Annotated in this window: 12 protein-coding genes; 8 read left to right on the top strand and 4 right to left on the bottom strand. The window is 72.8% G+C overall.

Translation table 11 applies throughout. The features are described 5' to 3' along the window. The first annotated feature begins 17 nt into the window (after positions 1-17). Positions 18-422, top strand: a complete 405-nt coding sequence (locus ACZ66S_RS09195) for an SRPBCC family protein (protein ID WP_469900753.1) — start codon at positions 18-20, stop codon at positions 420-422. On the opposite strand, the gene ACZ66S_RS09190 is transcribed toward ACZ66S_RS09195, so the two are convergent. Both ACZ66S_RS09190 and ACZ66S_RS09185 read right to left on the bottom strand, forming a co-directional pair. After that, entirely contained in the window at positions 417-1,979 is a 1,563-nt protein-coding gene (locus tag ACZ66S_RS09190) for a type 1 periplasmic-binding domain-containing protein (protein WP_469900752.1), read from the bottom strand. The genes ACZ66S_RS09195 and ACZ66S_RS09190 overlap by 6 nt on opposite strands. Continuing rightward, complete coding sequence (locus ACZ66S_RS09185; RefSeq protein WP_469900911.1) at positions 1,979-4,072, bottom strand: hypothetical protein; 2,094 nt, start codon at positions 4,070-4,072, stop codon at positions 1,979-1,981. Before ACZ66S_RS09185 ends, ACZ66S_RS09190 begins: the two co-directional genes overlap by 1 nt. A 195-nt stretch (positions 4,073-4,267) precedes the next feature. Between ACZ66S_RS09185 and ACZ66S_RS09180 the strand changes: the two genes are divergently transcribed. The 3 genes from ACZ66S_RS09180 to ACZ66S_RS09170 all read left to right on the top strand — a co-directional run bounded on the left by ACZ66S_RS09180 (position 4,268) and on the right by ACZ66S_RS09170 (position 6,654). After that, positions 4,268-5,191 (top strand): transglutaminase-like domain-containing protein, encoded by a 924-nt coding sequence (locus ACZ66S_RS09180; RefSeq protein WP_469900750.1) that lies wholly within the window; start codon positions 4,268-4,270, stop codon positions 5,189-5,191. A 38-nt stretch (positions 5,192-5,229) separates the two neighbouring features. Continuing rightward, positions 5,230-5,679, top strand: coding sequence for a nucleoside deaminase (locus tag ACZ66S_RS09175; protein WP_469900749.1), 450 nt, complete (start codon positions 5,230-5,232; stop codon positions 5,677-5,679). A 150-nt stretch (positions 5,680-5,829) separates the two neighbouring features. Continuing rightward, on the top strand, positions 5,830-6,654 hold the full coding sequence (locus ACZ66S_RS09170) for a hypothetical protein (protein WP_469900748.1): 825 nt from the start codon (positions 5,830-5,832) through the stop codon (positions 6,652-6,654). 18 nt (positions 6,655-6,672) lie between these two features. On the opposite strand, the gene ACZ66S_RS09165 is transcribed toward ACZ66S_RS09170, so the two are convergent. Further along, complete coding sequence (locus ACZ66S_RS09165; protein ID WP_469900747.1) at positions 6,673-7,062, bottom strand: PLD nuclease N-terminal domain-containing protein; 390 nt, start codon at positions 7,060-7,062, stop codon at positions 6,673-6,675. An 87-nt stretch (positions 7,063-7,149) separates the two neighbouring features. Between ACZ66S_RS09165 and ACZ66S_RS09160 the strand changes: the two genes are divergently transcribed. Genes ACZ66S_RS09160 through mqnP form a run of 3 tightly spaced genes read left to right on the top strand, consistent with a single transcriptional unit; the run spans position 7,150 to position 9,988 of the window. Beyond that, on the top strand, positions 7,150-8,601 hold the full coding sequence (locus ACZ66S_RS09160; protein WP_469900746.1) for a menaquinone biosynthesis decarboxylase: 1,452 nt from the start codon (positions 7,150-7,152) through the stop codon (positions 8,599-8,601). Further along, complete coding sequence (locus tag ACZ66S_RS09155; RefSeq protein WP_469900745.1) at positions 8,598-9,068, top strand: hypothetical protein; 471 nt, start codon at positions 8,598-8,600, stop codon at positions 9,066-9,068. Before ACZ66S_RS09160 ends, ACZ66S_RS09155 begins: the two co-directional genes overlap by 4 nt. Continuing rightward, positions 9,065-9,988, top strand: coding sequence for a menaquinone biosynthesis prenyltransferase MqnP (mqnP, locus tag ACZ66S_RS09150; RefSeq protein WP_469900743.1), 924 nt, complete (start codon positions 9,065-9,067; stop codon positions 9,986-9,988). The genes ACZ66S_RS09155 and mqnP overlap by 4 nt, the downstream gene beginning before the upstream one ends. Positions 9,989-10,075: 87 nt before the next feature. Here mqnP and ACZ66S_RS09145 read toward each other — a convergent pair whose 3' ends face one another. Further along, entirely contained in the window at positions 10,076-10,669 is a 594-nt protein-coding gene (locus ACZ66S_RS09145; protein WP_469900741.1) for a rhomboid family intramembrane serine protease, read from the bottom strand. A gap of 80 nt (positions 10,670-10,749) precedes the next feature. Between ACZ66S_RS09145 and ACZ66S_RS09140 the strand changes: the two genes are divergently transcribed. Next, on the top strand, positions 10,750-11,430 hold the full coding sequence (locus ACZ66S_RS09140) for a UbiX family flavin prenyltransferase (protein ID WP_469900740.1): 681 nt from the start codon (positions 10,750-10,752) through the stop codon (positions 11,428-11,430). Positions 11,431-11,454 lie beyond the last annotated feature (24 nt).

Here is an 11,454-nt window from a genome sequence, read left to right as displayed (position 1 = left end):
CGGGTGACCCTGGAGGCATGACCGGTTCCGTCGAACACGGCAGCAGCCAGACCCACGGCAGCACCCGCGTCCTGCACTTCCTGGTGCGGTTGCCGGCACCCATGGAGCGGGCCTGGCCGGCGGTGGCCACCGCGGAGGGGCTCGCCGCCTGGTGGACCGGGGTGCGGGCGCTCGAACCCCGGCTCGGTGGCGCGGTCGCGCTGCCGGGCCTCGGCCAGGGGCAGGTCACCGCGTGGGACGTGGACCGGGTCGCCGAGTACACGCTGGAGCGGGGCGGCCGGGTCCGCTTCCATCTGGAGCGGGACGGGGACGACGGCTCGGTCCTGCGCTTCACGCACGAGTACGAGGGTCACGGGGAGACCGAGTCCGCGTGGCGGGCCCGGTTCGAGCGGCTGCTGGAGACCCTCGGCACCGCCCTATGAGGGCGGCAGGCACTCCTTCGCCGGCGGCTTCCCCTCCGGCCAGGCGATCCGCACGAAGCGGGCGGTGCCCTGCGGGGTCAGTTCCACGATCGGCACGGCCTTGTCGTACGGGTTGCCGTGGTTGTCGAGGCAGATCCAGCCGCTCGCGCCGTCGACCCGTTGCTGGGTGCCCTTGATGAGCCGCCACTCGTTGCGGACCTCTTCGAGGGTGGGGACGTCCTTGGTGCCCTTGGCGAACCGGATGCCCTGGTACGTCAGCCGCATCGCGTCGTAGGCGATGATGAGCTGCCCGTCCTCCAGGTCGACGTCCCCGATCGGGCCGACCTTGTCGCCCTGGCCCTCGCGCACCAGGTCCATGAGGAGTTGCGCGTCGGCGGCCGAGCCCCCGGTGGCGGGCGGGGCCTGGAGCCAGGCGTCCGGGTGGGCGAGCGCGGTGTAGCGGACGGTGAGGTTGCGGTCGAGGGCGTCCCGGTCCAGCTCCCTGTCGCCGGTGAGGTAGGAGGCCTCGTCGCCGGTGAGCAGGGTGAACTTCCGCTTCTGGCAGCCGCGTTCGCCGAGCGCGTTGATGAACTGGCGCAACTGCGTGTGCCGTCCGGCGAACAGGACGGTGTCGGTGCCGGCGTCCGTGTCGCAGACCAGGTGGGTGATCTGCTCGAAGTCGTTGGCGGTGCTGCCCTCCAGGCTGCGGTCGTCGGGCGGGTTGAACGACCAGGGGGCGTACGGCGATCCCTTGAGCAGTTTCTCGAAGGAGCGCTGGAGGGTCAGCGAGTAGGGGTCGCCGTTGTCCGGGTCGTCCGCCTTCTGTTCGTGGACCAGGACCGCCTTGTCGGCGGCGACCTGGGCGAAGGAGGTGAGCGCGCGGGCCTCGTCGGTGTTGGTGGGCGCCACCCGGGCGAGCCCGGGGAAGGGGTCCTTGCCGTTCTGCCCGTTGGCGAGGTTGTCGGCGGTGATGGAGGTGCCGATGACCGCGATGCCGCGGGCGGTGAGCGCGCTGACGGCCCGCTTGTTGGCGGCGGTGCTCAGCCCGACCCCGGCGACCGCCCGCAGCCGGTCCGTGCCGCCGGTCATGCCCGCCAGCCGGTCGACGGTGTACTCCCAGTGGGCGCCGGTGGCACCGGGGTTGGCGAGCACCAGCCGGATCGCGGGGACGGTCCCGTTGGACCGGTGGTTGGCCTGGTACTGCGCGAGGTACGCGCCCTGGAGCTCGTGCAGCACGTCCCCGAGGTTGTCGGCGTCGGTCGCGGTGAAGGGCTCCAGGAGGGCCACGGTGACGTACGGGCCCCTGATGGCCCGGTTCTCGCGGTCGATCGCCCGGACGACCGGCCGCAGCGGGGCCCGCCCCCAGTCGTAGCCGGTCGCCGAGACGCCCACGCACTCGTCGCTGCCCTCCGGTCGGGCCACCCCGGCCGCGCAGGAGCGGTCGTCGTGGGCGAGGGTGCGGACGGCGAAGCCCAGGGCGCCCAGCACCACCAGGGTGAGCAGCAGGGCGACGTACCGGCGCAGCGGGATCTCCCACACGCCCTCCCGCAGCCGTGTTCCGAAGCCTCGGCCGGCCATCACGCCTCCCCCTCGCCGTCGTCGCTGTCGTCGGTGCCGTCGGGGACCCTGAGCGGGCGCCCCGCGAGCGCGTCCTCGGGCCAGTCCCGGGACGCCCGCCACAGCAGCGCGTTGCCGGCCGGGCGCAGGTTGGAGAGCTGCTCCAGCTCGAAGCGCAGCCGGTCGCAGACCTTCGGGTCGGGCAGCGCGAGCGGGTCGGTGAGCTGCCACACGGCGTGCAGCAGCCGTCGTACCCGCAGGTGCAGCACGGCGTCCACGCCGTCCGGCACGCACTGGACGGCGTCGGTGTGGCCGAGCGCGATCGCCGCGCGCCGGTCCTCGCGGGCGGCGAAGTCGTGGCCCTCGGCGTCGTGCGCGTGGAAGTAGGGCGCCGAGGCGACGAAGCGCAGGGTGCGCAGCCAGGTGCGGGTGTCGAGCCCGGTGAAGGTGTCGCGCAGGTGGGCGACGGCCGACTCCGTGGCCCCGAGGGCGAGTTCGTGGTGCAGGCGGTAGCGGGCGCGGGCCTCGTCGGCGTCGGTGGGCGCGTAGTGGGCGATCAGTGTCTCGTGGGCCGCGCGCCAGCGCCCGTGGTCGGGGGCGCGGTGGTGCAGCCGGAGCAGCAGCAGTGTCCGCACGAAGGGGTCGCCGACGAACCGGCCCGGCACCTCGGGCAGCCCCTCCTCGACGAGCCGGGTCTGCAGGGCCCGTACGTCGGCCGGGCCGAAGTCGTCGGGCAGGAGGGCCTCGGCCAGGGCGGTGGCGGAGTCGTGGTCGTGGGCGGCGGCCAGCACGGTCAGCTCCTCCAGCCGGTCGGCGGGCACGAGCCGGTCCAGGAGTTCGACGTAGGCGGGTCTGCCGTCGTGGTCCTCGCTCAGCCGTACGTCCGAGGTGAGCAGTTCGCCGAGGAAGGCGGTGCCGTTCTGCGCGGCGGACTCGGTGAGCAGGGTGATGCCGAGCGGGTTGCCGCCGGTCAACCGGTGCACGGCGGGCGGGAGTCGGGGCGGCACCTGGTGCTCGTCGACGATGTGCAGGGTGTCGTCGGCGGTCAGCGGCGGCAGCGAGACCAGCAGGGCGCGGGAGGAGGGCGAGGCGGGGTCGGGCGTCCAGTCGGTGCGCCGGGCGACCTCGGGGAGGGTGTGCCGTACGGCGTTGCGCAGGGCGGGCCGGCCGGTGCCGCGCAGCGCGGCGATGAAGACGACCTGGTCGGAGACGCCCTCGGAGCGGTCGCGCAGGACGGGGTCGGTGAGGCCGGGGCCGGGCGCGGACTGCGCGTTGTCGACGAGGACGAGGGGGCGGCCCAGGCGCTGCATGCGGGGCAGCACGCCGGTGTAGGCGTCGGTGAGGTCGGCGAGCAGGGCCCGGACCAGATGCCGCTCGGCGTGGTCGCGGGAGGTGCCGCCGGCCCTGAAGTGCCCGGACAGCAGCATGAGTCCGCGCCGGGCGTTGCGGCCGGCGTTGGGGTAGTCCCGCCACCAGGTGGCGGCGCGCTGCTGACGGCGGTGGACGAAGCTGTCGGAGATGGACTCCAGGGTCGCCTCGATGGCGGACGACAGCAGCGGGCCGGTGCCGGTCGCGGCGGCGGTGACATTGGCGGCGACGCGTCCGGCCCAGCGGCCGGCGAACCCGGCGATCCAGGAGCCGCTCTCGTTGAGCAGCAGGATCCGCTCCACCTCGCGCCGGATCCGCTCCGAGTCGGCGTCCCGCCATCCTCCGGCGGCGACCGCGACGAGCCCTGACATCAGCCGGGGGAAGGCGATCCGCCCGGCGCCGGTCACCGGTTCGGCGAGCTGCTCGGCGATGACCAGCAGGGCCTGTGACACCGGGGACCAGGCCTCGGCGTCCCGGCCCGCGGGCGGCGCCGCGAACTCGGGTGCCTCGCAGTCGACCAGGGCGACCGGGGTGTGCCCCTGGTAGGCCGCCCGCAACTCGGCGAGCAGGGCGCTCTTGCCCGTTCCGCGCGCGCCGGTGAGCACGACGAAGGGGATCTCCTGCGGGTGCTCCACCGCGGTGGCCCGGTGCTGGTGCGGCCGCAGCCCCACGAGCCGGGGCGCGAGCCCCGCCGGGTCCGTGTCGAACAGCGCTCCGCGCCCGTGCAGCCGTCTGTGCACCCGCATTCCCCCCATGCGCGCTGTTTATCAACCCCAGGGTAGGGAGGGGGAGTTGGTTCGGACTAGATCGCGTGGTGTCCGTTTGGTTACGAAAGCGTCGTCCCGGGACCGTCACCGGTGTGAGCTCGGCCGCCTCCTGGACATTTCGCGGCGAATTTTGACACGGTGAGACGCACCGGCCCGCAATCGAACGTGTGGTCGATGACACCCTTCCGGGAGGCCGTCGTGTCCCTCTCCTTCTACGCCGAGCAGAGCACCTTCTCCGACCCCGGCGACCTCGCCCGCCGCTACGACGGGCTGCCGCGCGACCCCGCCCGACTGGCCCGTGTCGCACGGGACCTGATGATCCATCGGCTGGAAGGCGGCCTGTTCGGCCACACCCACCCGGAGGACCGCCTCCACAACGACGCGGAGTCCCGCTACCTCGACGACATCCTGCGCATCGTCGTGGCGCGAAACGACGCCCCGCTGACCGTGCGGCGCGAGCCGGCCGACCGGTTCGTCGGGACCTGCCGTGACTTCACCCTGCTGCACGTCTCGTTGCTGCGCCACGCCGGCGTCCCGGCCCGGCTGCGGTCGGGGTTCGCCGACTACTTCGGGCCGACCGGCTTCCACGGGGACCACGTGGTCACCGAGTACTGGGACCAGGGGCGGGGGTGGGTGCTGGCGGACGCGCAGTTGGCGGACCCGGAGATCACCGCGCACTGGCCCGTGGACTTCGACCCCATGGACGTCCCCCGGTCCCGGTTCCTCGTCGCCGGTGAGGCCTGGCGGGCGATCCGGGAGGGCGGGGCGGACCAGGAGACCTTCGGACTGCATCCGCCGGCGGAGGGACCCTTCTTCGGGGAGCGGTTCGTGGCGGGCAACATCCGCCTCGACCTCGCCGCGCTCAACAAGGTGGAGACCCTGTTGTGGGACGTGTGGGGCGAGGACGAGGGGGAGCCGGGGACACCGCTGCCGCAGCGTTCGCGGGAGTTCTACGACCGGGTGGCGCCGGTGGTGAGCGGGGAGGTCTCCCAGGAGGCCGTGCGGCAACTGTTCGCGGAGGACGACGTGCTGCGGACGCCCCCCACGGTCACGTGTTACGCGCCCTTCAACGGACCGCATGCTGTCACTCTGCGGTGAGCGGTCCGTCCGGGGCGCGATGAGCGGGAGCGGGAGACATGGACCAGGCACAGGCACACCGGTGGCTCGCCACCGCCGTCGCGGAGGCCCGCGCCGGGCTCGCCGAGGGCGGCATCCCGATCGGGGCCGCGCTCTACGGTGCCGACGGCACCCTCCTCGGGCGCGGCCGCAACCGGCGCGTCCAGGACGACGACCCCGCCACGCACGCGGAGACGGCCGCCTTCCGGGCGGCGGGGCGGCAGCGGTCGTACCGCGGCACGACGATGGTGACCACCCTCTCGCCCTGCTGGTACTGCTCCGGTCTGGTCCGGCAGTTCGGGATCGGGCGGGTCGTCGTCGGGGAGGCCACCACCTTCCACGGCGGCCACGACTGGCTCGCCCGGCACGGGGTGGAGATCGTGCTGGTCGAGGACCCCGAGTGCGTGCGGATGATGCGCGACTTCATCGAGAGGAACCCGGCCCTGTGGAACGAGGACATCGGTGAGTGACACCCCTGAGCCCCGCGTTCCGGCCGTCGCCCTCGGACCCGGCCCGGACTCGACCACGGTCGGCTGAGGGGGTGCGGCGGGCCGGCGTTCGGACGCCGGGGCTACAGTGCAACGGCCCTTTCTGCGGGGGCCGTTGCGACTGGGGGAGACATGAGGAAGCGCACCGCCTTGCGGGGACTGCTGGTCACCGCGACCGCCCTGGTCGCCGCGGCGGCGGGAGTGGGCGGCACCCTGCTGTACCAGCGGCTCACCGGCCCCGACACGTCGGCCGTCGACGCCCAGGCCGCCGCTCTCGCCCAGGATCTGCGCCAGGACCTGACCGCCGGCTTCTACTCGGCGGGCGGCGGCACCTACGGCGGGCAGTTCACCGAGGGCACGCTCGTCGCGCAGACCGAGGAGCACGGCGGGGCGGTGCTGAGCATCCGCTCCCAGGGGATCTCCCACACGGCCGAGGTGGTGCTCGGGCTGATGCCGCCCACCGGGACCACCGTCGACGCCGACGCCTACCCGGTCCGCTGCTACCGCCTCACCTTCGCCTTCGGCGCCCACAGCGTGCGGCGGACCGCCTTCCCCTGCCCGGTCACCCGGGCCGACGGCCGGCCCGGCAGTCTGGCGGCCCAGTTGGGCGGACTGCTCGCACGGCAGCCCGACACGGCGAACTCCTACCGCGAGATGTCGGCCGCCGGCTACGACCACACGGCCGACGGCGCCACCCGGTTCCTCACCGACCGGCGCCTGGTCTCCGCCACGGACACCGTGACCGACCTCTCCGGCCAGGAGGCCGGCGCCGGGGTCTACGCCGTCGCCCTGCGCGTCAACGGCGTCTGCCACTACCTGCGCATGGACCCCGCGGCCGCCGCCACCCGGCTGGTCCCCCTGTGGGCCGCCCCCGCCGACGCACAGCACACCTGCCGGGCCCGGCAGGCCGTCACGGCCGCCGCGCTGTACGGCGTCGACCCGGCGAAGGCGGGCTGAGCGGGCGCGGGCGTGCGCTCAGTTGGTCCTCGGGTCCTCGCCCTGCTCCCGGCGCTTGAGCTCCTCCTCGCGGCGGCGCAGGTCCGCCTCCCAGTCCTTCAGCAGGGCCTCGTCCTTCTTGTTGTCGGCCTTGAGGGAGTTCAGGAACTCGGGGTTGTCGTCCGGGGCGACGTACTCCATGCGGTGGTTGCGGTGCCACTCGGAGGGGGTGCGGCCGTTCGCCGGCGGGGTGCGCAGCTTGCCCGCGGCGAGCCAGGCGATCGGACCGACGATCCAGAACAGCAGGATGATGAAGACCCAGGCGATCTTGGGCAGGTGCTTCGCCTCGTCCTCGGGCGTGTTGAGGCAGTCGATGAACGCGTAGATCGTCAGCGCCAGCGGGATCAGGTACATCAGCAGCCGGAACATGTGCGTTGGCCCCCCAGGGAACGGTGTGTGGAGCCTGTGACGGGCCCCTGACGGGGTCAGGGTAGCGGCTCGGGGATACTGGACCCCATGGCTTACGACGATCTTCGCTCCCTGCTCAGGGCACTGGAACGCGAGGGAGACCTCAAGCGGATCAAGGCCGAGGTCGACCCGTATCTGGAGGTCGGGGAGATCGTCGACCGCGTGCAGAAGGCGGGCGGCCCCGCGCTGCTCTTCGAGAACGTCCGCGGGTCGGCCATGCCGCTCGCGATGAACGTCTTCGGAACCGACCGCCGGCTGCTCAAGGCCCTCGGCCTGAAGTCCTACGGCGACATCTCCGACAAGATCGGCGGGCTGCTGCGCCCCGAACTCCCGCAGGGATTCGTGGGGGTGCGCGAGGCGTTCGGGAAGCTCGGCGCGATGACCCACGTCCCGCCGAGGAAGATCAAGGACGCGCCGGTGCAGGAGGTCGTCCTCACCGGGGACGACGTGGACCTCGACCGGCTTCCCGCGCTCTTCACCTGGCCCAAGGACGGCGGGTCCTTCTTCAACCTGGGGCTCACCCACACCAAGGACCCGGAGACCGGCATCCGCAACCTCGGTCTGTACCGGCTCCAGCGCCACGACAAGCGCACGATCGGCATGCACTGGCAGATCCACAAGGACAGCCGCAACCACTACCAGGTCGCCGCCCGACGTGGTGAGCGCCTGCCGGTCGCGATCGCCTTCGGCTGCCCGCCGGCCGTCACGTACGCCTCCACGGCCCCGCTCCCCGGTGACATCGACGAGTACCTCTTCGCCGGGTTCATCGCGGGCAAGCGGATCGAGATGGTGGACTGCAAGACGGTCCCGCTCCAGGTCCCGGCGCAGGCGGAAGTGGTCATCGAGGGCTGGCTGGAGCCCGGCGAGATGCTGCCGGAGGGGCCCTTCGGCGACCACACCGGGTTCTACACCCCGCAGGAGCCGTTCCCGGCGCTGACGATCGACTGCGTGACCATGCGGAAGCGGCCGCTGCTCCAGTCGATCGTCGTGGGCCGCCCCCCGACGGAGGACGGACCGCTGGGCCGTGCCACGGAGCGGTTCTTCCTGCCGCTGCTGAAGATCATCGTCCCGGACATCGTGGACTACCACCTGCCCGAGGCCGGCGGCTTCCACAACTGCGCGATCGTCTCGATCGACAAGAAGTACCCCAAGCACGCGCAGAAGGTGATGCACGCGGTCTGGGGGGCACACATGATGTCGCTGACCAAGCTGATCGTGGTCGTCGACGCCGACTGCGACGTCCACGATCTGCACGAGGTCGCCTGGCGGGCGCTGGGCAACACGGACTACTCCCGTGACCTCTCGGTCGTCGAGGGACCGGTCGACCACCTCGACCACGCCTCCTACCAGCAGTTCTGGGGCGGCAAGGCGGGCATCGACGCGACGAAGAAGTGGCCCGAGGAGGGCTACACCCGCGACGGCGGCTGGCCCGACATGGTGCTGTCCGACCCGGAGACGGCGGCGAAGGTCGACCGCCGGTGGAAGGAGTACGGACTGTGAGCCCCGACGCCGAGGGCGGCCCGGCCCTGTTCATCGGCACCGACACCGACTACGTCGCCCTCGTGCGGCCCGCGCTGGACCCGGCCGACCCGGGCGTCAGGGAGGCCGCCGAGCAGGCGGGCGTCACCCCGGAGGAACTCGCCGGCGCCGGTGACACCTGGGCCGTCCTCTTCGAGCGCGGCGGCGACGGCGACGGCTTCGAGCTGCCCGGCGTGCGCGACGCGGAACCCGCCGACTTCGCGGAGCGGCTGCGCGCGGAACTCCTCGCGGCGGACGGTCCGTTCACCGTCGACGGCGGAGCGGCCCTGCGGCTGGACGCCAGCCCGTCCGGCCCGGACGCGTACGCCTTCACCGCGCACGTCACCCCGCCCGACGAGACCGCGACCCCGCTGACCGTGGAGACGGGCCCGCTGCCCGTCGCCGCTCTCCTGACCGACCTCGACGCCTTCCTCGGGAGCCTCGCATGATGACCACCGCCGACGGGGTCGTGGGCCCGGGCCCGGCGCCGCAGCCGACCGGGAAGGTGAAGGGCTTCCTGCGCCTCGTGATGATCGAGCACTCGGTCTTCGCGCTGCCCTTCGCGTACATCGCCGCGCTGACCGCGATGTACGAGTGGGACAGGAACATCCACTGGGGGCGGCTGCTCCTGGTGACGATCTGCATGGTGGGCCTGCGCACCTTCGCGATGGCGGTCAACCGGATCATCGACCGGGAGATCGACGCGCGGAACCCCCGCACCGCCCAGCGCGAGCTGGTCACCGGGGCGATGTCGGTGAAGCACGCCTGGACCGGGGCGCTGGTCGCGGTCGTCGTCTTCCTCGGCTCGGCGGCGCTGCTGAACCCGCTGTGCCTGGCCCTGGCGCCCGTCGCGGTGATCCCGATGGTGGTCTACCCGTACGGCAAGCGGTTCACGAACTTCCCGCAGGCCATCCTCGGGCTCGCCCAGGCGATGGGGCCGGTCGGCGGCTGGCTCGCCATCACCGGGTCCTGGTCCTGGGACGCGGTGATCCTCGGTCTCGCGGTCGGCATCTGGATCGGCGGGTTCGACCTGATCTACGCCTGCCAGGACGTGGAGACGGACCGGGAGATCGGGGTCATGTCGGTGCCGGCCCGCTTCGGCATCCCGGCGGCGATCCGGGGCGCGCGGGTCTGCCACGCCCTGACGACGGCCCTCCTCGTCTGGTACGCCGTCGCCACCGAGGCTGGTGGGTTCTTCTGGGTCGGCCTGATGATCGTCGCGGGAGCGTTCGTGTACGAGCACTCGATCGTGCGCCCGCATGACCTGTCCCGCCTCAACCGGGCCTTCTTCAGCGTCAACGGCTTCATCGGCATCGCCCTGTTCGTGTGCGCGCTGCTGGATCTGCTGGTGCGAGGGCTGACGGTCTGAGGCGGGATCGCGGCGGCACTGCGGCGGGCCCCCAGGTTCGTCGCGGGCTGCGGCGCGTGGGGGTCGCTCGCGCAGTTCCCCGCGCCCCTAAGGAGTCGCGGGCGATCGGCGTTTGAACGCGAACGCTGTTCCCACTCCCGCCACCAGGCCCAGCAGGTGGCCCTGCCAGCTCACCCCGGACTGTGTCGGTGCCAGGCCCATCAGGATCGAGGTGCCCCAGACCGCCGCGACCAGGAGGCCCACCAGGACGCCCAGCGGTCTGCGCTCGACGAAGCCCGTCACCACCAGGTAGCCGAACAGGCCGAAGATCAGGCCCGACGCGCCCGCTGTGTTGCTGTGGGCCGGGGCGACGAGCCAGACGCCCAGACCGTCGGCCACGATGATCAGGGCGCACACGGCGGCGAACCGGCGCAGCCCGCCGAGGGCCGCGAGGAAGCCCATCACCAGCAGCGGGACGCTGTTCGCGGCCACGTGGGTGAAGCCGAAGTGGACGAAGGCGGCCGGCACGACGTCGACCAGCTCGGACGGGGTGCGGGGCGTGATGCCGAGGCCGTCCAGAGCGTGCCCGCTCGCCACGTCGACCGCTTCGAGCAACCACAGCAGCGCGACCCAGCCCACCATCAGCTTGGCCGCGGCCTTCGCCCGGTCCCCGCGCGACCACTCGAGTTCATCGCCCGTCATGGCAACCCCCATCCCCTCACAGGAACGCCCCGACCCCCTTGGCCGGTTCCCACCCGGTGACGCCGGATAGGCTCGGGGGTGTGAACCCAGTCAAGCCAGGAGAGACGCGGCGTACGCCTTGGATCGTAGGGGTGTCCGGCGCCTCCGGCACCCCGTATGCCGCGTCGGTGCTACGTGCGCTGCTCGCCGCCGGTGAGAGCGTCGACCTGGTGGTCTCCCGCGCCTCGCGGCTCACCCTCCTCGACGAGACGGGCATCTCCTTCCGGGACGCGCACTGGCGCGAGGACCTGCGGGAATGGCTGTGCCGCGGGGCCGACGGCAAGCCGGCCTTCGACGTGGACACCGACGCCGTGCGGTACTGGGCCGCCGGGGACCTGGCCGCGGGGCCGTCCTCGGGGTCGTACCCGAGCAAGGGGATGCTGATCGTCCCCGCCTCCACCGCGTGCGTCGCCGGAGTCGCCCTCGGCCTCTCCAAGGACCTGCTCCAGCGGGCCGCGAGCGTCACGCTGAAGGAGCGGCGGCCGCTGGTCGTGGCCGTGCGGGAGACTCCTCTGAACGGCCAGACCCTGCGGCATCTCGTCGCGCTCGACGACGCCGGCGCGAGCGTGGTGCCGGCCTCGCCGGGCTTCTACGCGGGCGCCACCCACATCCAGGACCTGGTGGACTTCGTCGCCGGGCGGGTGCTGGACGCGGCGGGCGTGGGGCACGACCTGTACCGGCGCTGGCGGGGCGAGCTGGGCGGCGGAACCTCGGGTCAGTAGGCAAGTGGCAGTACCGGCAGTACC

It is taken from the genome of Streptomyces sp. NPDC107471 (assembly GCF_055582845.1).
The sequence above is the reverse complement of the archived record's forward strand: the minus strand, read 5'-3'. Positions and strand labels throughout refer to the sequence as shown.

Excerpts from the sequence above, each read along its gene's own strand:
- ACZ66S_RS09190 (WP_469900752.1), bottom strand. The coding sequence starts at position 1,979 with ATGGCCGGCCGAGGCTTCGGAACACGGCTGCGGGAGGGCGTGTGGGAG.
- ACZ66S_RS09170 (WP_469900748.1), top strand. The coding sequence starts at position 5,830 with ATGAGGAAGCGCACCGCCTTGCGGGGACTGCTGGTCACCGCGACCGCC.
- ACZ66S_RS09175 (WP_469900749.1), top strand. The coding sequence starts at position 5,230 with ATGGACCAGGCACAGGCACACCGGTGGCTCGCCACCGCCGTCGCGGAG.
- ACZ66S_RS09160 (WP_469900746.1), top strand. The coding sequence starts at position 7,150 with ATGGCTTACGACGATCTTCGCTCCCTGCTCAGGGCACTGGAACGCGAG.
- mqnP (WP_469900743.1), top strand. The coding sequence starts at position 9,065 with ATGATGACCACCGCCGACGGGGTCGTGGGCCCGGGCCCGGCGCCGCAG.
- ACZ66S_RS09145 (WP_469900741.1), bottom strand. The coding sequence starts at position 10,669 with ATGACGGGCGATGAACTCGAGTGGTCGCGCGGGGACCGGGCGAAGGCC.
- ACZ66S_RS09185 (WP_469900911.1), bottom strand. The coding sequence starts at position 4,072 with ATGCGGGTGCACAGACGGCTGCACGGGCGCGGAGCGCTGTTCGACACG.
- ACZ66S_RS09195 (WP_469900753.1), top strand. The coding sequence starts at position 18 with ATGACCGGTTCCGTCGAACACGGCAGCAGCCAGACCCACGGCAGCACC.
- ACZ66S_RS09180 (WP_469900750.1), top strand. The coding sequence starts at position 4,268 with ATGACACCCTTCCGGGAGGCCGTCGTGTCCCTCTCCTTCTACGCCGAG.
- ACZ66S_RS09165 (WP_469900747.1), bottom strand. The coding sequence starts at position 7,062 with ATGTTCCGGCTGCTGATGTACCTGATCCCGCTGGCGCTGACGATCTAC.